This is a genomic window from Paenibacillus thalictri, from assembly GCF_004307995.1.
Taxonomy (GTDB): domain Bacteria; phylum Bacillota; class Bacilli; order Paenibacillales; family NBRC-103111; genus Paenibacillus_AF; species Paenibacillus_AF thalictri.
The window spans coordinates 1-23,434 of sequence record NZ_SIRE01000053.1; the positions used below are offsets into that span (position 1 = coordinate 1).

At 34.1% G+C, this 23,434-nt stretch carries 22 protein-coding genes and 2 pseudogenes; 1 reads left to right on the forward strand and 23 read right to left on the reverse strand.

Annotation, left to right across the window (positions count from 1 at the left end; genetic code table 11):
• Positions 1 to 299: 299 nt before the first annotated feature.
• The 23 genes and pseudogenes from EYB31_RS39315 to EYB31_RS41380 all read right to left on the reverse strand — a co-directional run bounded on the left by EYB31_RS39315 (position 300) and on the right by EYB31_RS41380 (position 22,925).
• Positions 300 to 1,360: pseudogene (locus tag EYB31_RS39315) on the reverse strand (IS630 family transposase).
• A gap of 136 nt (positions 1,361 to 1,496) precedes the next feature.
• Positions 1,497 to 2,891: an undecaprenyl-phosphate glucose phosphotransferase gene (locus tag EYB31_RS39320; RefSeq protein ID WP_131019048.1), complete on the reverse strand. Its 1,395-nt coding sequence runs from the start codon at positions 2,889 to 2,891 to the stop codon at positions 1,497 to 1,499.
• A 19-nt stretch (positions 2,892 to 2,910) separates the two neighbouring features.
• Complete coding sequence (locus EYB31_RS39325; protein WP_165452845.1) at positions 2,911 to 3,426, reverse strand: acyltransferase; 516 nt, start codon at positions 3,424 to 3,426, stop codon at positions 2,911 to 2,913.
• Positions 3,423 to 4,508 carry a glycosyltransferase gene (locus tag EYB31_RS39330; RefSeq protein WP_240763226.1) on the reverse strand — a complete coding sequence of 362 codons (1,086 nt, stop codon included), beginning with the start codon at positions 4,506 to 4,508 and terminating at the stop codon, positions 3,423 to 3,425. The genes EYB31_RS39325 and EYB31_RS39330 overlap by 4 nt, the downstream gene beginning before the upstream one ends.
• Before the next feature lie 18 nt (positions 4,509 to 4,526).
• Positions 4,527 to 5,801: an O-antigen polymerase gene (locus EYB31_RS39335; RefSeq protein WP_131019050.1), complete on the reverse strand. Its 1,275-nt coding sequence runs from the start codon at positions 5,799 to 5,801 to the stop codon at positions 4,527 to 4,529.
• 816 nt (positions 5,802 to 6,617) lie between these two features.
• The gene (locus tag EYB31_RS39340) at positions 6,618 to 8,048 is read right to left on the reverse strand and encodes a capsular polysaccharide export protein, LipB/KpsS family (protein ID WP_131019051.1); all 1,431 of its coding nucleotides are present in this window, start codon (positions 8,046 to 8,048) and stop codon (positions 6,618 to 6,620) included.
• 13 nt (positions 8,049 to 8,061) lie between these two features.
• The gene (locus EYB31_RS39345; RefSeq protein WP_131019052.1) at positions 8,062 to 9,288 is read right to left on the reverse strand and encodes an oligosaccharide flippase family protein; all 1,227 of its coding nucleotides are present in this window, start codon (positions 9,286 to 9,288) and stop codon (positions 8,062 to 8,064) included.
• A gap of 1 nt (position 9,289) precedes the next feature.
• Positions 9,290 to 10,348, reverse strand: a complete 1,059-nt coding sequence (gene pseI, locus EYB31_RS39350; RefSeq protein WP_131019065.1) for a pseudaminic acid synthase — start codon at positions 10,346 to 10,348, stop codon at positions 9,290 to 9,292.
• Positions 10,348 to 10,899: a UDP-4-amino-4,6-dideoxy-N-acetyl-beta-L-altrosamine N-acetyltransferase gene (pseH, locus tag EYB31_RS39355; RefSeq protein ID WP_131019053.1), complete on the reverse strand. Its 552-nt coding sequence runs from the start codon at positions 10,897 to 10,899 to the stop codon at positions 10,348 to 10,350. Before pseH ends, pseI begins: the two co-directional genes overlap by 1 nt.
• Entirely contained in the window at positions 10,884 to 11,990 is a 1,107-nt protein-coding gene (gene pseG / locus EYB31_RS39360; protein WP_131019054.1) for a UDP-2,4-diacetamido-2,4,6-trideoxy-beta-L-altropyranose hydrolase, read from the reverse strand. The genes pseH and pseG overlap by 16 nt, the downstream gene beginning before the upstream one ends.
• A 9-nt stretch (positions 11,991 to 11,999) precedes the next feature.
• Positions 12,000 to 13,286 carry an aminotransferase class III-fold pyridoxal phosphate-dependent enzyme gene (locus tag EYB31_RS39365; protein ID WP_131019055.1) on the reverse strand — a complete coding sequence of 429 codons (1,287 nt, stop codon included), beginning with the start codon at positions 13,284 to 13,286 and terminating at the stop codon, positions 12,000 to 12,002.
• 16 nt (positions 13,287 to 13,302) lie between these two features.
• Positions 13,303 to 14,061 carry a cytidylyltransferase domain-containing protein gene (locus EYB31_RS39370; protein WP_131019056.1) on the reverse strand — a complete coding sequence of 253 codons (759 nt, stop codon included), beginning with the start codon at positions 14,059 to 14,061 and terminating at the stop codon, positions 13,303 to 13,305.
• A gap of 18 nt (positions 14,062 to 14,079) precedes the next feature.
• The gene (locus tag EYB31_RS39375; protein ID WP_131019057.1) at positions 14,080 to 14,616 is read right to left on the reverse strand and encodes a GNAT family N-acetyltransferase; all 537 of its coding nucleotides are present in this window, start codon (positions 14,614 to 14,616) and stop codon (positions 14,080 to 14,082) included.
• A gap of 23 nt (positions 14,617 to 14,639) precedes the next feature.
• Positions 14,640 to 15,407: an imidazole glycerol phosphate synthase subunit HisF gene (hisF, locus tag EYB31_RS39380; RefSeq protein ID WP_131019058.1), complete on the reverse strand. Its 768-nt coding sequence runs from the start codon at positions 15,405 to 15,407 to the stop codon at positions 14,640 to 14,642.
• Positions 15,401 to 16,018, reverse strand: a complete 618-nt coding sequence (gene hisH / locus EYB31_RS39385; protein WP_131019059.1) for an imidazole glycerol phosphate synthase subunit HisH — start codon at positions 16,016 to 16,018, stop codon at positions 15,401 to 15,403. Before hisH ends, hisF begins: the two co-directional genes overlap by 7 nt.
• Before the next feature lie 3 nt (positions 16,019 to 16,021).
• Positions 16,022 to 17,176, reverse strand: a complete 1,155-nt coding sequence (locus EYB31_RS39390) for an N-acetyl sugar amidotransferase (RefSeq protein WP_131019060.1) — start codon at positions 17,174 to 17,176, stop codon at positions 16,022 to 16,024.
• A 13-nt stretch (positions 17,177 to 17,189) separates the two neighbouring features.
• Positions 17,190 to 18,086 carry an aldo/keto reductase gene (locus EYB31_RS39395; RefSeq protein ID WP_206105540.1) on the reverse strand — a complete coding sequence of 299 codons (897 nt, stop codon included), beginning with the start codon at positions 18,084 to 18,086 and terminating at the stop codon, positions 17,190 to 17,192.
• Complete coding sequence (gene pseC, locus EYB31_RS39400) at positions 18,087 to 19,295, reverse strand: UDP-4-amino-4,6-dideoxy-N-acetyl-beta-L-altrosamine transaminase (RefSeq protein WP_131019061.1); 1,209 nt, start codon at positions 19,293 to 19,295, stop codon at positions 18,087 to 18,089. It lies immediately after the preceding gene.
• 10 nt (positions 19,296 to 19,305) lie between these two features.
• Entirely contained in the window at positions 19,306 to 20,253 is a 948-nt protein-coding gene (locus EYB31_RS39405) for a dTDP-glucose 4,6-dehydratase (protein ID WP_131019062.1), read from the reverse strand.
• Between the two features lie 32 nt (positions 20,254 to 20,285).
• Complete coding sequence (locus tag EYB31_RS39410) at positions 20,286 to 21,305, reverse strand: polysaccharide biosynthesis protein (protein ID WP_131019063.1); 1,020 nt, start codon at positions 21,303 to 21,305, stop codon at positions 20,286 to 20,288.
• 548 nt (positions 21,306 to 21,853) lie between these two features.
• Positions 21,854 to 22,063, reverse strand: a complete 210-nt coding sequence (locus EYB31_RS40565; RefSeq protein ID WP_165452846.1) for a hypothetical protein — start codon at positions 22,061 to 22,063, stop codon at positions 21,854 to 21,856.
• Complete coding sequence (locus EYB31_RS41665; protein ID WP_420819504.1) at positions 22,020 to 22,151, reverse strand: hypothetical protein; 132 nt, start codon at positions 22,149 to 22,151, stop codon at positions 22,020 to 22,022. The genes EYB31_RS40565 and EYB31_RS41665 overlap by 44 nt, the downstream gene beginning before the upstream one ends.
• A gap of 648 nt (positions 22,152 to 22,799) precedes the next feature.
• Positions 22,800 to 22,925 carry a hypothetical protein gene (locus tag EYB31_RS41380; RefSeq protein ID WP_276322142.1) on the reverse strand — a complete coding sequence of 42 codons (126 nt, stop codon included), beginning with the start codon at positions 22,923 to 22,925 and terminating at the stop codon, positions 22,800 to 22,802.
• 327 nt (positions 22,926 to 23,252) lie between these two features.
• Here EYB31_RS41380 and EYB31_RS41165 point away from each other — a divergent pair.
• A pseudogene (locus EYB31_RS41165) lies at positions 23,253 to 23,434 on the forward strand (IS5-like element ISLpl3 family transposase); the annotation flags it as partial.

Below are 23,434 nucleotides of genomic sequence, written 5' to 3' on the forward strand. Positions count from 1 at the left end.
TAAACCCTGTGAATTTTATGCCCATGATGTCGAAAAAATCTCATCCTAATTCAATAGATGACGAGATTCGAGGACTTAACTTATTCCTCAAAAAATCGTGTCTTGACAATGGAGAGCATTACAATCCTTCTCCCCCCTTTAAATGAGTACAGAACAAAAATATTGCCAGACCCTTAAGATATCCTGAATACGGTATCCGGTTGAACTTTCAAATCCAAATCTTTGTATCGGCTGCTTCATAGAATGGAGCTATATACAGTGCCTATTTGTCCACTGTCCTATGGTCTATATAAGTTGAATTAAAGAAATTCCACAATTTTATCGGACTCCATGCGGACGCAGAGACGGTCAATTATGGCTCGAGGATTCTTCATAATTGATTCCATAAAGGAACGAACATTGTTACGTATCTCTGCTACCGTGTGGTAAAAGACATTATTAACGACATCGCCTTTGAGCCACTTCCAGAGCCCTTCCACAATATTGAGCTGCGGGCTGTAAGGTGGAAGGAAGACAATGTGAGGCGCTTGTTTTCGTTCATGAACGGCTCAAGTAACTTGGCGTGATGAATCCGAGCATTGTCCAGCACCATTGTAATGTTACCTGAAGGATAAGCTTCCAGCACCCGATTCAAGAAATTCAGAAACGTGTCTGCTGTATACTCTACGTCTTCATGCCAAACTATTTTTCCATTGCAATAGTCAGCGGATGAAAGCAACTTCACGCCGCGATGCTTGCCCGTTGTCCGAACGATACGTTGCTTGCCTTTCTCAAACCACGTTCGTTGCAGCGCTTGATAATCACGGATCATGCTTTCATCTTCAAACAAAAGATGATCAATTTCGCCATCTTCAACCCTTTTTTATAGCGGGAAACGTTTCTTCGACAAACCGTTTCTGCTTCACAGGATCCGCAGCAGTAAGGGTATACGTAGGCTTTGTATAGCTCATATTCATTTGTTCCATGAGCTTAGATACACCACGTAACGAGTACTGGCATCCATACGTCTGCTTGATGTGATCTGCAATGAGTTGCAACGTCCAATTGAATCTAGCCGTGAAACCGATGTCTGCGGGTACTTGGTTAACGATTACTCGCTTTAACTCGTCTCGTTGATCTTTCGTCAGACGCGAGGAGCGTCCTGGCGAGAACCGCATGATGAGACCGGAGATGCCTTCCTTTTCGTAGGCATGAATGTAGCTGCGAATTGTTTTTTCAGAACGACACATGATCATAGCGATTTCACTTACAGGCATGTTCATAATCGTAGACGAATCGTCTGAAGTCGCTCGTACATTCGACGGTCTTTCGTTGACTTCATTCGTTCTTCAATAGCCGTCAGGGCTTCGTTGGCTTCCATCCCGTTCACCACCCTCTTCAAGGTCTTTCTGAATTCGACGGTGAGGGAGTAAAATCCTTCCTAATACTGGAAGATCACTAATTCAATCTATTATAGATAAAAAAGTTTTCAAGCCTACTCCTAGGCTACATATCACTTAATATGCATTTTTGTTAATAAACCCATTTACTATTGTTTTAAAAATAATCTTTATATCAAATAAAAAACTCCAATTTTCAATATAAAAAATGTCATGTTTAATGCGATCCTCAATTGAAGTATCTCCACGCAATCCGTTTGATTGTGCCCATCCAGTAATACCTGGACGTATATGATGTTTAATCATATACTTTGGGATTTCTTCCTTAAATTGTTCAACAAAATATGGCCTTTCAGGCCGTGGACCAACTACACTCATATGTCCAAACAATACATTAAAAAATTGTGGAAGTTCATCAAGACTTGTTTTTCGTAAAAAGGCTCCAAACCGTGTCTTTCTAGGATCATTTAATGTCGTCCATCCTGTGTCGATAAACCCAGGGGGCATGACTCTCATTGATCTAAACTTGTACATATAAAAATTCCTTCTATTTAAACCGACTCTCTCTTGTTTAAAAATAATTGGACCCGGCGAAGTCAATTTTACTCCGACAGCAATAGCTATCATAAGAGGTAAAACTAAAAAAATAGCGCATAAAGAAAATACAATATCAAACATCCTTTTAAAAAGCCGATTACTTAGTTCATCAAGAGGAATATCACGCACATTTATTATCGGAATACCTGCGAAATTATCGAAATAAGGCTTCGCTGGTAATAAATTAAAAAAATCGGGGATAATTAGTGTTTTAACTCCAACTTTTTCACAAATATTTATTATTGACAAGTACTTTTCGTGCGCGGTTAGAGGTAAAGCTATAATTACTTCGTCAATAAACACTTTATTTAATACTTCTTCAAGCGAATTAGTGGTACCTAATATTAACTTATTGTTAATTGGTGTAGAGTGAAAATCATCAATATAACCAACAACCTCATAACCCAACTCAGGATGGAGAGTGATATTATCATGAAATTTTTGACCTAATTTACCTGCCCCAATAATCAAAATAAATTTTTTATTGTAACCCTTTTCTCTAAAGATTCTTAGGACTACCTTGATGCAGTATCTGTATAATCCAATAAACATTATATTATTAATTAAATAAAAAATTAAATATGTTCTTGAGAGATTTACTTCCCGAAAAATAAATAATAAGCTAAGAAGAAGCAATAAACTTATGAAGTGAACTTGTATTATTCTTATTAATTCATATGAAAAGCTCTTGTTTCTTTTAGATGAATATAACGAACCTGTGTAGCCGATAAAAGCAGCTATCGCACCATAAATGATACTCCATAAGTAATACCTTTCAAGGGGCAGGTTTAATTCATAAGAAACTAACTCGCTCTCAAATTTTATCCACCAAGAAAAAAGTGCCATTATTTGAATGATAAAAAAATCAATTAAAATATACGCTTGTGAAAAAAACCTTTCTTTTCCCCGTATCATCTTATCACCCAGGCTTATTTTATAGTCGTTCTTTTAAAAACTTTGCAGGCACCCCGCCATAAACTGTATAGCTTGGGACGTCTCTATTTACAATAGACCCAGCAGCTATAATAGCCCCTTTGCCGATCTTAACGTCCTTAAGAATAACAGAGTTAGCTCCAATCCATACATCGTCTTCAATGATTATATTCCCATCATGCCATTCATTTAATCTGACTAATTGGTTTTTCTCTATCCCGTGATTAGATGCGACAACTGTCACATTAGGTCCAAATAGTACATCATTACCTATCGTAATTCTTCCATTTGGAGCCCCCCATAAACAACAACCGAAATTAATAAAAGTATTCGCCCCAATAACTATATTTTCGGGATACTTAATAAACACATTAAAATATACTCTTGTACCTTTCCCCTTCTTAACTTGGGATTGTCTAAAAAAACAGGCTCCTGAAATGAATACGATGTGCTTGATCCAACCAATAATAATGTATAATAAACCCAGTGCTTTTGAAATACCCCGCACCCCTCTCACTTTTCTAATAATTCTTTATACAACCTAAAAATGTTATTATTCATTTTTTCACTTGTAAAATGTTCTTTAAAGCTATTATATCCCTTTAACCCCATAGTTTGAAGATCTTCCTTTTTCAGATTATTTAATAGATGTACTATGGCTTCTTCATCATTAATATTGAAAAGCAATCCAGTTTCATTATGCTCAACAATTTCTTTCAGACCTCCTACATTACTAGCTAGGACAGCCTTCTTATTCTTCATTGCCTCAAGTGCAACTAAGCCAAATCCTTCCCATCTAGATGGAATAATAACAGCGTCCACTTGACTGTAGTACTCATCTATTATTGAATTATCTACCCATCCAAGAGTAACAAAACTATCAGGTAAATCTAGTATATAATCTTTATTTTCTAGCACTTGAGATCCAATCAAATAAAACTTAATATGATCCAAGGGATACGACTGTGCTATACGTGCTAGTATATCTAATCCCTTCTGATGATCAAACCTACCGACAAATAACAGATTGATCTTTGAATCATCTACTACAAAGACCTTATCCTGGGAAACATGAATAGTCTCACTTATACCATTGTATACAACCCTAGACTTTTTTGCATCTATCCCTAGTTGAGTAGATTTCAAGTACTCATCATTCGAAATATTAATAATTAAATCTGTTGGGATAGATAGAGTTCTCTCAATTAATGCAAAGACCCTTTTTTTAAATTTAGTTGTATGCATCAAGAATGACCAACCATGGGGACAATAGATTATAGGTCTTTTTTTATATATTAAAAACAATATTCTGACTAATACACCTGCAAATGTGCTATGCACGTGAATAATATCTGGGTTAATTTTTTTAATCAACGAATAAATTTGAAAGCTAGCTAAAAAAACATACTGAGGATATCTCTCAAAAGAGTAATAAAATATTTTACTATTATCTATTGACAAATCAAAATCCTTACTTTTGTTACTTAGGATTACAAACAGATCAGTAATGTCACTACGTTGAGATTGATATTGCAATACTTCCCTAAGATAGGTACCAACTCCACCTTTAATATATTCCCCTACATGTAAGATCTTCACTCCACCCCAACCTTCCCATTATTGAACCCTAATCCCTATGTACTTAACTATACATACGGATATTATTAGCGAGACTAGGAAATATAATCCAAAACCAGCATCAATCATATTGATAAACGCAGAATGTAATAATACCGATGCAAAAAAAGGGTATAGAAACAATCCAATGGGAGTATTTATCTGAATCTTGGTCCACAAATATTGAATAAGTACACCTAATAAAAAGCAGTATAAAAAACCTAAATAGCCAAAATCAATAAATACAGGACCATAGAAGGTTGTATATACTCCCGGCATTGGAACTATAGAAGATAAATATTCTTGTGTAATTGAACTAAGCCCGACCAACTCTAAAAATTTAAAAATAGGATAAAACTGCTGCGCTCCAAATACGAGATTATCTAAACTAAAATTATCAAACAGATAAAAAAACTCAAATAGTCCATGAGTGCAATACCATGACAAACTAATGAGAGTATATATTAGCTTGGCAACAATTCCTTCATTTCTCGTCAGATCTATTATATTTTCAGGAATAAATATACCATATTCAGGTTGCATATATTCCAAATGACTGGGTATAGTAAACCCATTAAACTCCAACCGATCAATGATAATGTTCATTGAATAAACAAAAAATAATAAACCGAATATAAACAATATAACATAAATAAACAGTTTCTTTAGTTGTTTTTTTATAAACGCTGGATTTGTTAGTACTATTGAAACAGCAATAATAACAAATAATAGAGTAAGAGTAGTTCTTCCACCTCTTAGAACTGGATAAAAAAGAATGCACATTAATGATATAAATGAAAGTATATAATGTTTGCTTCCTAAATATTTGTATAAATATATGGTGAACATAGAGAGAGCTACTCCAAACGGAAATAGAATTGCTGATGTAATAGATACTATACCCGAATCATTTGCCTCATAATTTATTCTAAAGTCTGTAATAGAACTATAACTAAAAAAAGACTTTACAATTAATAAATCATAAAACCTTAACAATATTCCAATAGAGGTAACAACAAATAGAATATTGTATATTTTCTTAACTCTAAAAGAATCGAACTCATTATTATTCTGAACATATCCCTTAAGAATGAATACAGTATTAAATAAGCTTATCAAATAAGTTCCAAGATAAAAAAAGAATATATAAGATATTATAACAATAATGGCCATTTTAGATGGGGTATAAATATATTCAATAGGTGAAAATAAATACAAAACAATCCAGATAGAAATTGATAAAGAAAAAATATATCTGGGAGATAAATATTTCATAAATAACACCTTCAATCAATAAATCATTATTGTTTCTTTTTTAACCAACAACAATAATGGGTTACGCCGCTATAACGATTACGGTTTCGTGTAGTTAATAGAATCCAACCATGATCTTGAGAGGCTTTAAATGGTTTAGCCAACCTAAGCTAAGGGTCCAACTTGTCTAGTTAATGTTATTAGGAGCGAGATGGTTAATTCTATCAATTCCACACATAGCGTCTAAAATCCCGTTTGGTAAAACAGCTAGTCAGTAATATCTACCATGTTGTGAAGGTTTGTGATCCAACCGCTCCGAAACAAGCCGTCTGAATTTTTCGGTTTTCTTCTCGGATCATCCGTTGGCGTCGGATTTAGTGATTAACTTTAAAACGAGCCTTTGCACGACACGACAGATCGCTCCACCTTAATTCTCATTAATACCATACTTTGCATTAAGAAAGTACCCGCTGATCAACAAGTGATAACTTTAGCAAAGTCTATAGGAGGGATTCAGTAGGAGAATGTTTTTGTCGGCTTACCCTAAATCTTCTACGCGCGGCAACGCTTGTTCGGCCTCTTAAGAATAGAAGATTACTATTATAGCCTGCTAAGTTAAATTTATCTGAATCCCTATTTACATTTCTTATACTATAAATAAAAAAAGAAAAGTTCGTGCTTTACAACCTTAGCCAATACTATCACCCCGCATTTTGCTACTTCCATAAAAAATTACATCTTGTTCCGATTTAAAAATGGAACAAGATTCAAATAGCAACTAGGAACAGTCTTTATATGAAATTGATTGGAAATTACGGTCAACCAATCATGCCGTTTTCAGTCTTCATTAAGCATCTGCTTTTTATTCGTGCACTCGTTTCTATTTTGTATCAAATCGATTAATTTTCGAAATGCAAATGATACTCTTTTTAGATTTTCATCAGATATACATATTGGGGCACTTATCGGATCACTTATAATACCTTCAAATGAGTTATTTAACATATTTTCAATAAATAACTTATCTTCTGCAGTAAACTCTTCCGATTCTTTCTTTAATATCGTACTGATTTGATTTGAATTTATAATGCTAATAACAGAAGATAACCCATCAAAATACATTTGAGAAAATAATACTGTCTTTTTCCCAAAAAAACCAGCTTCAAATCCAACTGTCCCACAAATAGTAAAAACTATCTGGCACCTTTCGATAAGTTTATGGGTACTAAAAAACGGATCGATTAATTTAACTCCCGGCAATCGTTGTATTGCTTTAAGATAGGAAACACTTCGATCACCCAAACAATTCGAATGCTCTTTTACATATAGAACCATGTCCACAGGTAATTCTCTTGAGATTTTTTCAATAACATCAAGCTGATTTGATGTTTTTGCGCCAAAAACATCAATACCAGATTCAGGCTGCATATGCATTGTATATAAAGCATATTTAGTTTCCAAATCAGGCTTCTCAAATAGACTTCTTGCTCTAAAGTACCTAAATGGCTTTAGGTACTTAGGTTCTTTAAACAAATGATAACCTAGGGATTTGACCGTTGCATCATTTCTAGATTCAATTAGAGACTCTTTTATTTTCTCGATTACTTTTGAAAACCATGAGATATTAATTTTCGGGATTTGGTCATTCCAATAAAAATAATTAGGCTTTACTCCTGATCTTACCCCTATCTTTATTTCTTCAACTCGTTCTGATAAATCTCTAGTACTGTTACTATCAAACTCTTCAAACTTTTCATATTCTTTTTGTAAATATCCTTTAAAAAACAAAAACCGATCGCTCGGTATCCTCATAGTACCTGGATTATAAAAATTTTTATTATTATATTTACACAATATCGCTGTTATCAACTCCTGAACAGTCGTTCCTTCACTGATTACAATTTCAATATCATTCTTTAATAAAAATTCATTAATTGTATTACTGATACTATAGACATATTCACACGCTGATCTATAATTCCAATGCCTCAATATTCTATCCATTAGAATAATATTGTTTACTTTCTCGTTTGTCTTCCTTTCAATTTCATTAATCAATTGCTTACCTTTCTCGATAATTTGCACATTTAATACGGACTTGTTCAATAAAACAATTTTTTCAGCCAAAGTACCATTATTAATTAACCAAGTTTTTCTTTTTTTTGATGATGTAATCCAAAATATACTATGTCCATCTTTTTCAAGCTCATCCGCAATAGCTTTATAAAAGATAGTATTATTAAAAAGAGCAATAAACCCTATATTCATGAAGATTCACCTTTCAATACTCTTTTTGAGAACTTTTATCAAAATAATATTGTAAAACTAATATTACAATTGAGGAAACTAATGTACTAATAGCAACGCCATAGATGCCTAAAGAAGGTGTTAGTATTATATTCATAATTAAGGCAATAAGAAATGAAATAAATGAGCTCAGAACTATTTTTGAATCAACTCTCCTAATGTATAGGGATGTATAGAATACTTGAGAGATCACATTAATGACAGTTGATAATGACAGTATCCAAAAAGCAGAAATATAAGTACTATATATTGGTTTATTAACAAGGTATAAAATAGGATAAATACCTATTATACTAAATATACCTAATAAAAAAGAAGATAGAACTATTCTTTTATTAAATACTTTTTTCTGTTCATAGAATTTCTCTAATTCATTCTTCTGAAATAAGGATATCAATTGAGGCTGCATTATCATAATAATTGCTGTATAAACAAACACTTGAATTAAATTGGTTATATTGGAATAAAATGTATATATACCGACCAGTTCATTACTATAAGCTATTTTCAAGACATTTCTATTAACAAATTCAATACTTGCCAAAGATATTGACGAAATCAAAAACCGAAGTGAGTTCTTACAACCTTTCCTCAACCATTTCCAGTCAACTTTTTTTACTACTTTTATCAAAAGTAACTTACGAAGAATAAAAATACTAATAACAATACTTACAAATCCACCTATGAACCATGAATAAAATATAATTTCAAGGTCTTTAATTGTTGATATATATATATATATAATAACAAAAAGTGCCCAGGCTCCGTTTCTTAGAAAAACAACTATACTTGATATAATAGGATATTCCAGTGTAACAAATATCCGACTAAATTCTGATGACAAATGTTCTACAATCAAAATAAGATAAAACCATATTAAATATTTTAAAGGTAATATATGGAAATAAAATAAAAAAAGCAGTAACGGAAAAATAAATAGATAAAGTATGAAATGAAGAATAAATTGATCCTTAATAAGATTTAAATGATTTTCTTTTGGAGAAGCTAAAATTTCTCGGGTATTAAAAATATAAAAATCCATTCCAATAATATATAACGAAAAAGCAATAGCCGAAACAAATATCCCATAAATACCCAATTGTCCAGGTTCAAGATATTTTGCTAAAACAAACATTAAGAGGAATTTACTTAAAAGGGTACTCCCTCTTAATGATAAATTAAAAAAGCTATTTTTTAACATATTAGATTACTATATCCCAATTTAAAGGTTGTCCTTTTTCTACATCAACCTTTATTTTTTTACCCAATATTATTTCTAAGTATTTAGTAGGCATACCATAACCCGGTCTTATTGCTCGAATATTATCCATTGTCAGAACATCTCCTGCTTTTAAATCTTCTGAAATATATAATGATCTTCTATATTTTAATGAGGATTTTTCTGTGTCTGTAGGTCCATAAGAAATTTCACCCAGTGATTTCCAAACCCTTTCTGTTTCTATTACAAGCTGGGACATTTCATGAGGTTCTAATGAAAAAGTAGAATCAACCCCACCATCAGCTCTAGATAGAGTAAAATGTTTTTCAATTACTGTTGCACCAAGTGCCACGCTTCCAACAGCTACACCATTTCCCATCGTATGATCCGAAAGACCAACTTGACACCCAAACAATTTTTCCATATGTGGTATTGTTGAAATGTTCGTATTTTCAGGCGAAGCTGGATACGTACTGGTGCATTTAAGCAAAACTAATTCATTGCAACCATATTGTCTAGCTATCTGTACTGTTTCATCCAATTCAGCCACTGTAGCCATACCAGTTGATATAATCATTGGTTTGCCTGTTTGAGCTATTTTTTTTATCAATGGAATATCAGTGTTTTCAAATGAGGCAATTTTATAGCAAGGCACATCAAGTTCTTCTAGAAAATCTACTGCTGTTGAATCAAATGGAGTACTAAAAGCAATAATATCTAGTTCTTTACATTTTTCAAATATTGGTCTATGCCATTCCCAAGGTGTATATGCTTGTTGATACAATTTGTAAAGAGAATTTCCTTTCCAAAGACTTTTTTCATCGCTAATAAAAAAATCATCTTTATTATCAATATTTAAAGTCATTGTATCGGCTGTATATGTTTGAATTTTTAAAGCTTGAACACCTGCTCTGGCCGCCTCCTCTACAATTTTCAAAGCACGCTCTAGTGATTGATTATGATTGCCCGACATCTCGGCGATAATAAATGGAGGATGATCCTTTCCGATTTTTTTATTGTAAATGGTTATACTATTATTCATCATTTTATTTTTCCTGGCTCCTTTAAAAAGTTCTCATTTAACTCATCTTTCATCTTCAGCCACCGTTCCTTAAAATGACACATTAAAATAACATCAACATAACTTCCGTTTCTAAAAATATGATTAATTAACGTTCCTTCTTGGATAAATCTTAGCTTCTCGTGCACTCTTTTACTTGCTATATTAAAATCCAATATTTCTGCCGATACTTTTCTAATGTCCTTTTTGAAGATATAGTCAAGAGAAAGGATTCCCATTATAGTTCCTAACCCAGATTTTGAATCTTGTTTTCCAATATAAAATCCCCAACTACACTTTTTATTAATTGTATCGATGTTTGTAAAATTAACAACACCGGTAGGTTCTTGATTATAGAAAAATATAAGATTTTCGCACTTATTATTTTCCTTATTATTTTCAAACCATCTTAAATGGTCTGCCATCTTAATTATTTCATTATTGAACATACAATCTCTTACTCTTTCTGTATTTCGCCAATTTAATACCATCTCCAAGTCGTTTTTAGAAATTGGCCTTAAACTGATTTCCAAATAGTGCCCTCCCCTTTCAAAAGTTCTTGAACGACTGTTTTTGCACCAAAACTTTCTTTCATGAGCTCTAAAGACTTACTCGACATTATTTCTATCTTTTGTGGAGTTAGTATTAATTCATCTAAACAACGTATAATATCCTTAGTTCCTACATCTTTATGCCAGCCTAAATTAATGGCGGCCCCGTGTTGATCTATTTCACTTGAAATTCCGATTTGATTTTCAGCAATACAAATAATTATTGAAGGAAGTCCAAGTATACATCTTTCCCAAGTAGTTGTACCGCCAGCTCCAATAGAAATATCATTCTGACTCATTATTTGCGCTACATTGGAAATATTATAATAAATCTTTACATTTGGATAAAATTTATATTGCGCTACAATATTGAAATAATTTTTGTTAGCTCCTCCAATAACCACATCAACATCAAATTTTATTTTGTGGTTTAGTAAAGCATCAACTACTTTACTTGTCTCATTGGTAGGGTCACTTCCCCCAAAGAAAACAAGAATTTTTTTTAATGGAACTCCTCTTAATCGGGTAGAACTAGTAGCTCTTAATTTATAAAACTCTTCTCGAAGCAAACTATATTTGGGACCAAGCAAAAGTTTACAGTTTATATTTATTAACGAATTATATCTACTCTCTGGTTTGTTATAGTAATAATTTTGATCTAATAAATAATTACATCTGTGTTCACGATTTGCCAAATCATCTATAACAAACAAACAATTTGTAAATAGTTTTGCTTTTTCTTCCCATATTTTATTAAGCTTATAGTGATCTACAATAATTATATGTGCTTTAATATCATGAATAGCATCAAGGAATAATTGCAAGTCCTTTTCAATAAAGAAATCGTTCCATATTACCAGAGAATCTTTCTCTGCCTTCGGAAGTTTCCGGAGCTCCATTTTTGATTTTTGAATTAATTCTTCAAGAGCTAGTCCGATATCACCATTTGTAACAAAAATAACATCATAATTTTGTTTTTGAAACTCTTTGGCCGCGACTAAACAGCGCATAATATGTCCAGAACCTATCGATGATGAGGCATCCGTTCTTACTACCAATTTTTTCTTTTCCATCTCTTGTATTTATCTTACTTTAAATAATGGTTCTAGAGGTTTGCACTTCAAATATTGAACTAGTGATTTATCAAAAATAGCTTTTTGCAAAATAGAAAATACCTCATCATAAACATTGAGCAATTTCGTTATATCTTGGTCACTATGAGAATAACTAAGATTATGTGTACCTACTGATAGAATGCCTCGATCAAATATTTCTTGAAGAAATAATGTTTTGATTTCGAAACTATTATAATCGTTGAATCCAGCAATATTAAGGAATGACCATGTAGGATTACCACTTATAGATACTATCTCCTTTAAATCATGTTTTTGAATTAAATTATTAACGCCTTCAATTATCTTGGAGCCTTGTTTATATAACGTTTCAATTACAGGCTCAGCTTGTAATTTTTTTAATGTTGCTAGCGAAGCCGCTAATGATAATGTTTCACCACCAAATGTAAATGAAAAAAATATTTCTTCCATTAGTCTCATGTATTTCTCTTTTCCAGCAACCACCGAAATTGGAAATCCATTTGCTAATCCTTTTCCGAATGTTGCTAGGTCAGGGGTTACACCAAAGTATTGTTGTGCCCCTCCATTTGCAAAACGAAACCCAGTAACTGTTTCATCAAATATTAATAAAGCGCCTTGACTATGTGTATATTCCAAAACTTCTTGAAGGAAGTTATTTTGTGGTTCTGTAACGTTCATAGGCTCTAAAATTACACATGCTATCTGATCGGGAAAATCATCAAATATCTTTTTAAGAGAGTCAATGTTATTATACTGAAAACTATGAGTTTGATCCCTAACTACCTGTGGTACGCCTTTATTTCGAGTAGTGGATCCAATATACCAATCCTGCCAACCATGATATCCGCATACCGCTACTCTGTCTCGTTGTGTATAAGCTCTAGCAACCCTTACAGCACCTGCTGTTGCATCTGAACCATTTTTACCATATCTCACCATATCGGCACATGGAATCATTTCAACAATTTTTTCTGAAACTTCAAATTCTATTGGATGAGGCAAGGAAAAAATGGTTCCTTCTTCCAATTGTTCTTTTACTGCTTTGACAACATCTACATCATTGTAACCAAGTGTAATTGCACACAAACTATTAATAAAATCTGTATACTCATTCCCATCAACATCCCATACCTTACTCCCCTTTCCTCTTTTAATAAAATATGGAGATACCCCAAATGGATAATGAGTTTTACTTTTACTAAAAGTTTGACTAGCCAGTGGTATTGTTTTCTCTGCTCGATTTAACATTGATTCAGATAATAGATATTTAGACATTTGATCCATCTCCTTTTTATCGTTTTTTATCGGCTTGTAATGATTTCAAATAGCCTTCATTTCTTATATATGATTGATTGATCGTTGCAAGCTCATTATTTTTGCTAATAAAATTAATAATATTCTCTGTTGAAAAGCTAGGATTCTGAGCATATAAATTAGAATAAATCGATTCAACAAACATAAAATCATCTAATGTATCTACAGTCCACCTTAAATGAGACAAATCAATATTATTAATGTAAGATCCTAACGTATATTTATTATCTTCATTTAAATACATGTAGGGAGTAACATGCTCTCTTTGAGATGGCAAAGTTGCTTTTTTCCATGCTTCGATTAATAACTCTCGTTTAAAAACTTCAACGTCTAGACCATCTGGAAAAGTTGGTTCAAGAGTATTACTAGTATAATCAAATCCATTTAATATATGGAATTTCACAATATTATCTACTACCTCTGGGTCAATCAAAGGGCAGTCGCCAGTTAATCTAACAATATGATTCGGATTATATACCACTGCCCCTTGATAAAAACGGTCCAAAACATCATTTAAATTACCTCTAAAAAAAGTAATTCCTCTTTTTGAACATTCTTCTTCTATAACATTATCTGACGAGTCAATGCTTGTTAATACAACTAATTTATCTAGCGTTCTACATATCGATAATCTTTCTAATTGCCTGATTAGCATAGGCTCATTAAGTAAAGGTTTCATCACTTTACCTGGTAATCTTGAAGAAGAATATCTTGCTTGTAAGAAAGCGATAATCATTACTACCACTCCACATGATTATTTAATGTTTGTTATAGAAAGAATCACATGATTTTCCCGTTGATTACTGGTATTTACTAATTTATCCTTTAAGATGGCCTCGACTGAAAACCCACATTTTTGTAAAGCCTTTAAGCTCCCTATATTACTTTCATATAAACCAGCAAAAATCTTATATATACCAACGCTGAAAGCAAACTTAACAACCAAGCTAATTGCTTCACTTGCTAGTCCTTTTCTCCACATTGATTTATCTCCGATAAAATAACTGATATCGGCAGTCCTATGATTGAAATTAATTGGACCTAATTTAATATTACCAATATGTTTATTACTACTTGAATCAATAATAGCAAATAAATAATTTTGCTCGGATTTAATCATCCCAAAAACAAATGACTTAATTTGATCAATACTTTGTGATTCCCATCTGGTCTCTAAATATCGGTTAACTTCTGGATCTAACAACCAATTTAAGTACTGTTCATTACAATCAAGAATACTAATTAATCTTAACAGCACCTTTTCACCTTTTATTGGGACGAATTCATCCATTGACTCACCTCCTTTATCTAAATTTATCCAATATGCTTAAGGGGTATGTTATAATTTTTCAAAAAAGCTTTCGCTCTTAAGGGGTTATTATCCCCAAAATTAAAAATACTTCCGCATCCCAACGCATCAACACTTGTCTCAGAAAAGGCATTTAATAAGTCAACAAAATTACCCGAACCACCACATCCTATTATCGGTATACAGGACAGAGCCGAAACAGTTTTAAGCAAATCCAAATCATATCCCGACATTGTTCCATCTTTATCTATAGAATTAATTAATATTTCTCCAGCACCTGCTTCCACGACCGCGCTAATATGATTCTCTAAACTAACCATTTCTTTTTTAATGCCACATGCAGAATATAGATCAAACTTATTTGTAAAAACATTTCTCTTGACATCAATAGAGACAACAACCGCTTGACTTCCGAATTTTTCCGATATTTTTGTTATAATACTCTTATCATCATAACACTTAGAGTTTATAATTATTTTATCTGCTCCATTCAATATTAGTGAAGTAGCGTCTTCAACCGTTTTAATCCCTCCCCCCAAAGCCAACGGCATAAAACATACTTCGGAAACCTTATCTATTAATTTTAATAGGGGCTCAATAGTTCGATTACTTCGATCAATATTAAGGAAAACCAACTCATCTGCATCCTGTGAATCGTATATTTTAGAACTGTTAACAGGATCACCAACATCTCTATAGGAATCGAAATTCAAAGTTTTTACTAAACGACTATTTAACAATAACTGTAAAGGAATTATTCTCTTTTTTAGCATTTACCATCCCACTCACAAAAATTTTCAATTAATTTCAAACCATTTTTCTGACTTTTTTCTGGATGAAATTGAAAACCAATGACATTGTTTTTGGCTACAATCGTGTTCAGGGCTTGTCCATAATCAGTTTTTCCTATTATATATTCATTTTTTTCACAAACAAAATGATACGAATGCGTAAAGTAGAAATCTAAATCATTCTTTACTTTATGAAAAACAGGATGGTCTGCCGTAAAATGTACGGTATTCCATCCTACATGTGGTATAGGTAAATTAAATTCTTCGGATAACCTTGAAACGGTTCCTGGAATGAATGAGAACCCTTCTGTCATTCCACCTTCATGTCCATTATCAGATAAAAGTTGCATACCTAAACAAATGCCCAGAAATGGCCTTCCTGTAACAGCATATTTTCTGATAGCCTCGAAAAGTCCTTTTTCTTTGATTAAATCAACTGCTTTGTTATAAGCCCCAACTCCAGGCAAAATAACATGACTAACTCCGTCAAGTTTCTGTTCATTATCTACCAGTATAAAATCGTAACCTAAATAATAAATTGCATTAGAAACTGAACGAAGGTTACCCATTCCATAATCAATAATTCCAATCATACATTATTTTTTCTCCCTATACCAATGCTCGAAATCCCAAGTTTTTGGTGCTATTTCAATATTTTTAAAATCCGGAATATGTGGGGCTACAACTGTTTTTGAAACAATCTCATTAAATTCATCTTCTGATATTTCAAGATATTCTAAAAAAAGATCTAATGACGGTGGTTTTCTCCCTTCAAAATCTTCTATTAGTTTATCCGCTTCTCGCTTCGTTATTCTTTCGTTTCTTAAATCTAAAGCAGTCATTTGGGTTACTCTGGAATATCCACGTTTTAAATATTTAATATAATCCCTAACACCTTGCATGTAACACTCGATTTTTTCATACGGATACGCTTCAAAAGGAATACCCTCCACTTCGTCCCCTTGCCACCCTAATTCACTTTTGATCTCTTCTACATTCCTCTTAACATCCCAAGGAATATAAGAACCTAAGCATACAGAACGATATCTAATTTTCTTCAAATCACGGAGTTTGGGATACATATATGGATTAAGATCTCTTGAATCGAGCTCAAAATCATTTTTAATCATACCCTCCATATCTTCAGCAGTAATCCCAAGATTTACATAGCGATTAAAACGATCCTCATCCACTTCTTCAATTTCATTATCCTTGTAATCATAATATGCTGTGTACTCAGATGAAGGTTCGCCCCAAAAAACTAAAGGAACATTAAATTTGATCGCTATTTGCATAGGATAAGCAAAAATCCCAGTATGGCAATGCCAGCAAAAATCGCCTTTTCTGATTAGAGCCTCTTTCATCAATCTTTTAACAACTTTCCAATTCGGGGTGAAGCTTAAGACATCTACTCCAAGTTTCTTGAATGTTCTTTCATTATTTTTCAATAGAGTTTCACGCATAAAGCCATGATTAAACTGTACAACTAAAGGCTTCAACTTATATTCCCTAACCAAATAATTTAGTGTATAGGTTGAATCTTTACCACCAGAGAACGGTACAATGCAGTCGTAATCATACTTTCCTCTGTACTCTTCAATCAAATCATTTAAAATTTGTTTTCGTAATTCCCAATCAATTTCTGTATCTTTAAACACTTTTTGAGTACAAATATTGCAAATTCCCTTGCTATTGAACTCAATTGTTTCGTAAGTTTCAGGAAGACCACATTTCACACATCTTCTTAACAACGAAATCTACCCCCTATATTCCCCAATTAGACGGATTAATTATTTTTTCGTCATGTAAAGCAAACTGAGATAAATTTAGCTTATTCACGTCATATTTTTTTTTAGATGCCGCATAAATTTCTCTTAATTGAGCAGCATTATTAATCCCGCATATCACACAATCAATTGTTGTCTGTGAACTCACAAAACTTAATGCTGCCTCTAACGGAGAAATATTATGCTGTTCTAAATAATTTCGATACTTCACTATATGAGTTTTGTATTTATTAAAAAACGAAGGTAGTGCACTCGGTTCCATTAACAGGAGTCCTTGTAAAAAAACAGATCTCACATGAATTTCTATATTATTTTGTTTCAATTTATTGAGCATTCTATTTTCAATAAGACGCTGATCAAAAACATTCAGCGGTAACTGAATAATATCAACTGGGTAATGATCAATGATACTTTGTATTTGCATACTATTGTATACAGATACCCCTATTTTTCCGGCCAGACCTTCTTGTTTTATTTCAAGCAATTTGTTATATAATAAATCACTGCCTGACTTTAACAAATCATCAGCATCATGCATCAATAGACCATAAACAGATGTATTCCTTAATTTATTCAAAGATCTTAGCAGTGTCTGATATAGATACAGTGCATCGCTCTCTAAAATCAGATCACTAAATTTCGGTGTCTTTGTAATAACTTTATAATCTCCAAATTTAGAAACCTCTGATAAACCCAATATTTCTTCACTTGAGCCATATAGATGTGCTGTATCAATATATTTAATATCTAATTCTTTAGCTACCGTTAAAATGTTTTCGACTTCTTGAATAGAAGTTTTACCATTTTGATTTGAAATTCCATAATCTAATCCAAACTGAACTGTACCTATCCCAATCTTTGAAATTGGTCTCACCTACTTTGCATAATATGACAATACCTTTTGCAAAGCATTAACCACATCATAAACATCGCTTTCCTCCATAAGCGGAAATAGCGGAAGGGTGATGATATTTTCATATATTTTCTCAACCACAGGACAAATACCTCTATCATATCCTAATTGACTATAGTATGGATGTAAATACACTGGAATATAGTGCACATTTACTCCGATGTTTTCCTTTATTAAGGCTTTATAAATAGTATCTCTATCTACTTTCAAACACTCGGATCTTAGTTGTATAACATAAAGATGCCAGCTTGATTCTCCATCTTGGTGCTGAAAAGGAATAATCAGTTTATCTTTCTCTGAAAATTCTGTAAGCAATTGATTGTACAAAGCCACGTTTTTTTTTCTGCGTTCTAAAAAGAGTGGAAGTTTCTCAAGTTGACTACTTCCTAGAGCAGCTTGAAAATCAGTAATTCGATAGTTATATCCTAATACTTGCATCTCATAATACCAAGATCCTCGATTTTCAGTAACTAATTGTTGGGGATCTCTTGTAATTCCATGTGCTCTAAATTGAATTAGTTTATTATAGTAATACGAGTCATTTGTGGTTATAACACCACCTTCACCTGTTGTGATATGTTTCACTGGATGAAGACTAAACATAGTCATATCACTTATTGAACCAACCCTTTTTCCTTTATACGTAGCACCTAAAGCATGAGCCGCATCTTCTATTACCACTAGGTTATTGTCTTTAGCAATACGAATGATACTATCCAAATCAGCAGGTTGACCGGTATAATCAACAGGTATAATCGCTTTTGTCTTACTGTTTACATGAGAAAAAATTTTTTTTGCGTCAATATTATAAGTTTCCTTATCAATATCAACAAACACAGGACGTCCGCCTTGATAAAGAACACAATTGGCACTAGCAGCAAAAGTCAACGGCGTAGTAATCACTTCATCTCCCTCAGCAATCCCTGCTGCAAAGCAGGCTGCATGGAGAGCGGCTGTACCATTTGCAAAAGCAACAGCATACTTAGCATCCACATAACCAGCAATTTTTTCCTCAAATTCACATATCGCAGGACCAGTCGTTAAATACTCACTTTTAAGAATAGATACCACGGCCTGTATATCCTCATCATCGATCCACTGTTTTCCATAAGGTAGAAATGTCTCTCTTACACGTTTTCCTCCGTTAATAGCCAATCCTTCATTTTTCATTTTTAACCTCTCAAATTAAATTAGTGGATTTTATCCATTCTTCAGTTCTTTTCACGCCCTCTTCTAGTGCGACTCTAGGCTCCCAGCCCAGTAATTGCTTAGCTTTATTATAATTACATAGTAATTTCGCAATTTCACTTTGAGGGTGAATGTGTTTCACATGTTTAATTTTAGAATCATCTTGAATAATGAGTTTAGCAAGTTCATTAATACTAATATCTTTTCCCAAGCCAGCATTTATTATATGACCATTAACCTTATCTGAATAGCCAGATTCTACAACAAATCTAGCACAGTCCTCAACATACAATAAGTCGCGAGTTTGAGTGCCATCACCATAAATATTCAGACTTTCTCCATTCAGTTTTCTTTTAATAAAGACAGCCACTACGCCACCTTCTCCGCCTGTCTTTTGATAAGGTCCATAAGTATTAAAAGGACGTATAACTACAGTTGGCATCCCATAAGCATAAAAATAAGACAACACCATATTCTCTGCTGAAATTTTTGACCCCGCATATGGAGAAGCAGGTTTTGTGGGATGATTTTCATCTATCCCCATTTCACCCAACGCCTTATCATACACCATGCAAGTGCTCATAAATACAACTTTAGTATCATGCTTCTTAGCTTGTTCTAGTACATTAAATGTCCCTACAGCATCATTTTCAAATGTAGTTCTTGGATCGTCAATACTATCTTGAACATTAATGCTAGCTCCCAAATGATAGCATATATCAAATTTTTCACCAAACAACGTTTCAAGTAATCCAACGTCCTTAATGTCACCGGCTATAAATTTAACTAGTCCATCATATTCAAAAAACTCCTTAATGTTCACTTCTCTTCCGTTAGACAAATCATCCAAAACCCAAACTTTATGTCCGTCATCAAGTAATTTTTTTACAACCCATCTCCCAATAAATCCTGCTCCGCCCGTTACAAGAATCTTCTTCATGTATTTTTTCCTCCCAAAATTCACAAAATAATTTATAACAGTCTCTCGTTTTCAATTATCTTTTTAAGTTCATCTATTGAAATAGGTTGTATATTCTCAGAACTATACGTTCCCAATCTCGCTTTAATCCCGCCTTCATACTCAGGTAATTGTTCAACAAATGGAGAAGGAATCACAAAGGAATGAGACAATTCAACAGCAACTTTCGACTCCTCAAATGTCATTAATTCCTCATAATACTTTTCGCCTGGACGTAAGCCGATTTCTACGATTTGAATATCACTGAGCGGTATATTGTGTTTAAAAGAACATTTATCAATCACTACTTCTGCTAGGTCACTTAATTTTATTACCGGCATCTTCAGCACAAATATTTCACCGCCAGTAGAGTGAACTAATGACTGAATCGTTAACTTGGTAGCCTGATTTAACGTCATCATAAATCTTGTCATATCCATATCAGTGATAGTTATTTTCCTATCGCTTAGTATTTGTTTTTCAAATAGGGGTATAACGGAGCCTCTTGATCCCATAACATTCCCAAATCGAACAGCTGCAAAAACTGTTCCACTCTTACCTTTATTGTAGTGCGCAGCAGCAATCAATCTTTCAGCTGTTAATTTGGTGGCACCGTACGTATTGGTAGGAGATATCGCTTTATCCGTACTTGTAAACACGACTTTTTTTACATTTGAATTAATTGCAGCCTGAATAACGTTATTGGTACCAATAATATTAGTTAATACTGCTTCATAAGGATTATACTCGCACGAAGGAACATGCTTCATTGCGGCAACGTGGAAAACGTAATCTATATCTTGCATTGCCCTTCTTACTCTATCACAATCTCTCACGTCACCTATTAAGTAGCGAATATTCTCTTGATATCCCAATTCATTTTCTAATTCAAATTGTTTGTACTCATCTCTACTAAATATTCTAACCACTTCAGGCTCATCTTTAAGAAGGGTTAATAATATGCTCTTACCTATTGTACCTGTTCCACCAATAATAAGTATTTTTCTATTTTTAAAAAAGCCGTTAATAGCCATATTTTCTCCTTTTCAGACAGCTTTGTGCTCCTTTTTTCTGTAGTTCTAAAATTATTGTCAATAAATATCAATATATAAAATTTTAACAGATGGGATTCAAACAATCAATGAACCTATTTTATCATCTCTATCATCTGAGAGTCTACTACAAAACATATCCTGTGTTTCTGTGAAAATACGAAAATGGCTCCATCTCTTTTTGGTAGAACGATGCTCACCCAAACAACGCCACCCAAAGAAAGGAACTTTTTTATAAGCGAGACCTATCACATCCATCGTTAAAATCAATATGAATGGACCCTACAAGCAACTCACAATCTACTTCTCTATGACTCTTAAAATAGCGAATTTGGATGCATAATTAGAAACCTAGAAATATGAAACGGAAATTTGGAGTGGAAAACACATAAACTATTCGAAAAGTCCTTATGGAGTTGTCAAAAAAGTACAGTTTGAAAACACCCTCGTACAGAAATCCCATTACTAAGCTGCTTGTAACAGCATTCTTTTGCGATAAATAGCTGGGGCCAGCCCCCTGGATTAGAGCTCTAGATCCGTCGTCTGTTGTAGTAGACCATGATGTATCTGAAGATGATCGATTTAATATAGGCCATTGGATAGCGCTCCGTGTCGACCTTGTACAGCTTCTCTTTCTTTAGCGTAGCAAAAAAACATTCATAACAACGTCCTGTGCCGCTCATGCTCTGAATGGCGTCACGTGTAGCCAGACTCTCCCGGAAAGCATGGCCCTCGATCACTGTGATAAATCATTCCGCGCGCATTTCTTGCTTTATAGGCGTTCTCAAAGGCCTGGATGCAGAGTTCCTTGCGCATGTTGTCGTCCATGGCTAGGCCCACGATCTCTCCGTTGAAACAATCCAGTACCGCGGACAGATAGCTTGCCGTCTGAACAAGGGACTTCGGTTATATCCGATAGCCACTTTTGGTTGGGTGATGAGGATCTGAAGTCTCTCTGAATCAGGTTCTCGCTCTTTTGAGCTGCGGCATCCTGGCGTGTTATGCCATTGGGTTGACACTTGGCTTTTTCTTCAGCAGGCCATGCTTCTTCATGATTCGGTGCTGTAGCTGGTCGTGATCTCTATTTGTGACAGCCCCAGCAGAATACGCTGGACACCGTAATTACTGTTGTCTTCATGCTCTCCAATAATGTCATTGATTTTGACCAGAAGAAGTTGCTGCCGCTCCTGTTTGGGAGCGGGCTTCAAGCTACGGTAGTAGCCCGATTCGCTGACAGCAAGTACCTCGCACGTCTCCTTGACGGTCCATTGCTCCCGTCGTTCACGGATGTAAACATAGAGCTAGCATGCCTTTACCGCTTCCGGTCTATTGCGAAAAAACCGAGTGTGTCCTTGAGAATTTCATTCGTGCGGCGCAACTCGCCTATTTCTCTTTCTAATTCGATTTCACGCGCAGTCTTATCGGCAGATGCATAAGTCCTTTCGCTCCCGATATACGCTCCGTCGCCGTGCAGGGTTATTCGCTTTCTCCATTCCTGTAAGGTATAGTAGCTACGCCTAACTGCTCGGCGGCTTTCTTTGGTCCAATCTCATCGCCTAGTCTTACTGCTTCTTCTTTGAATGTTTTGTCGTACCGATTCATTCTTTCTCGTCCCCTCGTCAACTTTCATTTTATTTCATATGAGGGGGTTTATCGACTGCATTTTATCGTAGCACTCCAGCTTAAGGCCAACTCGCCCACTCGCCAAAAACCATGTCCGCAGAGGCTCCAAGTCAAGCCGCGGCGCAAACTTTTACTAGGACGTGTCTGAAAACTAAAGAAAAATGTGGTATGATTAGAGAAAAACGAATGGAGCATCGAACATGATTCCAAGACGGTACGAAATAAACGATGAACAGTGGGAACAAATTTAGGACATGTTCCCGCCCTATCAAACAGGACGTCCGTCAAAATTAGGCAACTCACGTGGAACCTGACTTTGAAAACTTGAGCATCGATTCTACATCGGTCAAAGCTCATCAACACAGTGCAGGTGCTAAAAAAACGCAGCAGGACACGAAGTAAATCAGCACATCGGCGTCAGTCGTGGCGGAAAGACAACCAAACTCCATACCGTCGTCGATGGATTAGGGAATCCCCTTGCTTTTCTT

Bases quoted from the DNA above. Each gene is read 5' to 3' on its own strand.
- EYB31_RS39375 (WP_131019057.1), bottom strand. From the start codon at position 14,616: ATGGATGAATTCGTCCCAATAAAAGGTGAAAAGGTGCTGTTAAGATTA.
- EYB31_RS39320 (WP_131019048.1), bottom strand. From the start codon at position 2,891: ATGATACGGGGAAAAGAAAGGTTTTTTTCACAAGCGTATATTTTAATT.
- EYB31_RS41665 (WP_420819504.1), bottom strand. From the start codon at position 22,151: ATGGACGACAACATGCGCAAGGAACTCTGCATCCAGGCCTTTGAGAAC.
- EYB31_RS39365 (WP_131019055.1), bottom strand. From the start codon at position 13,286: ATGTCTAAATATCTATTATCTGAATCAATGTTAAATCGAGCAGAGAAA.
- EYB31_RS41380 (WP_276322142.1), bottom strand. From the start codon at position 22,925: ATGAATCGGTACGACAAAACATTCAAAGAAGAAGCAGTAAGACTAGGC.
- EYB31_RS39335 (WP_131019050.1), bottom strand. From the start codon at position 5,801: ATGAAATATTTATCTCCCAGATATATTTTTTCTTTATCAATTTCTATC.
- pseI (WP_131019065.1), bottom strand. From the start codon at position 10,348: ATGAATAATAGTATAACCATTTACAATAAAAAAATCGGAAAGGATCAT.
- hisH (WP_131019059.1), bottom strand. From the start codon at position 16,018: ATGATTGGAATTATTGATTATGGAATGGGTAACCTTCGTTCAGTTTCT.
- hisF (WP_131019058.1), bottom strand. From the start codon at position 15,407: ATGCTAAAAAAGAGAATAATTCCTTTACAGTTATTGTTAAATAGTCGT.
- EYB31_RS39370 (WP_131019056.1), bottom strand. From the start codon at position 14,061: ATGATTATCGCTTTCTTACAAGCAAGATATTCTTCTTCAAGATTACCA.
- EYB31_RS39405 (WP_131019062.1), bottom strand. From the start codon at position 20,253: ATGAAGAAGATTCTTGTAACGGGCGGAGCAGGATTTATTGGGAGATGG.
- pseG (WP_131019054.1), bottom strand. From the start codon at position 11,990: ATGGAAAAGAAAAAATTGGTAGTAAGAACGGATGCCTCATCATCGATA.
- EYB31_RS39345 (WP_131019052.1), bottom strand. From the start codon at position 9,288: ATGTTAAAAAATAGCTTTTTTAATTTATCATTAAGAGGGAGTACCCTT.
- EYB31_RS39410 (WP_131019063.1), bottom strand. From the start codon at position 21,305: ATGGCTATTAACGGCTTTTTTAAAAATAGAAAAATACTTATTATTGGT.
- pseC (WP_131019061.1), bottom strand. From the start codon at position 19,295: ATGAAAAATGAAGGATTGGCTATTAACGGAGGAAAACGTGTAAGAGAG.
- EYB31_RS39340 (WP_131019051.1), bottom strand. From the start codon at position 8,048: ATGAATATAGGGTTTATTGCTCTTTTTAATAATACTATCTTTTATAAA.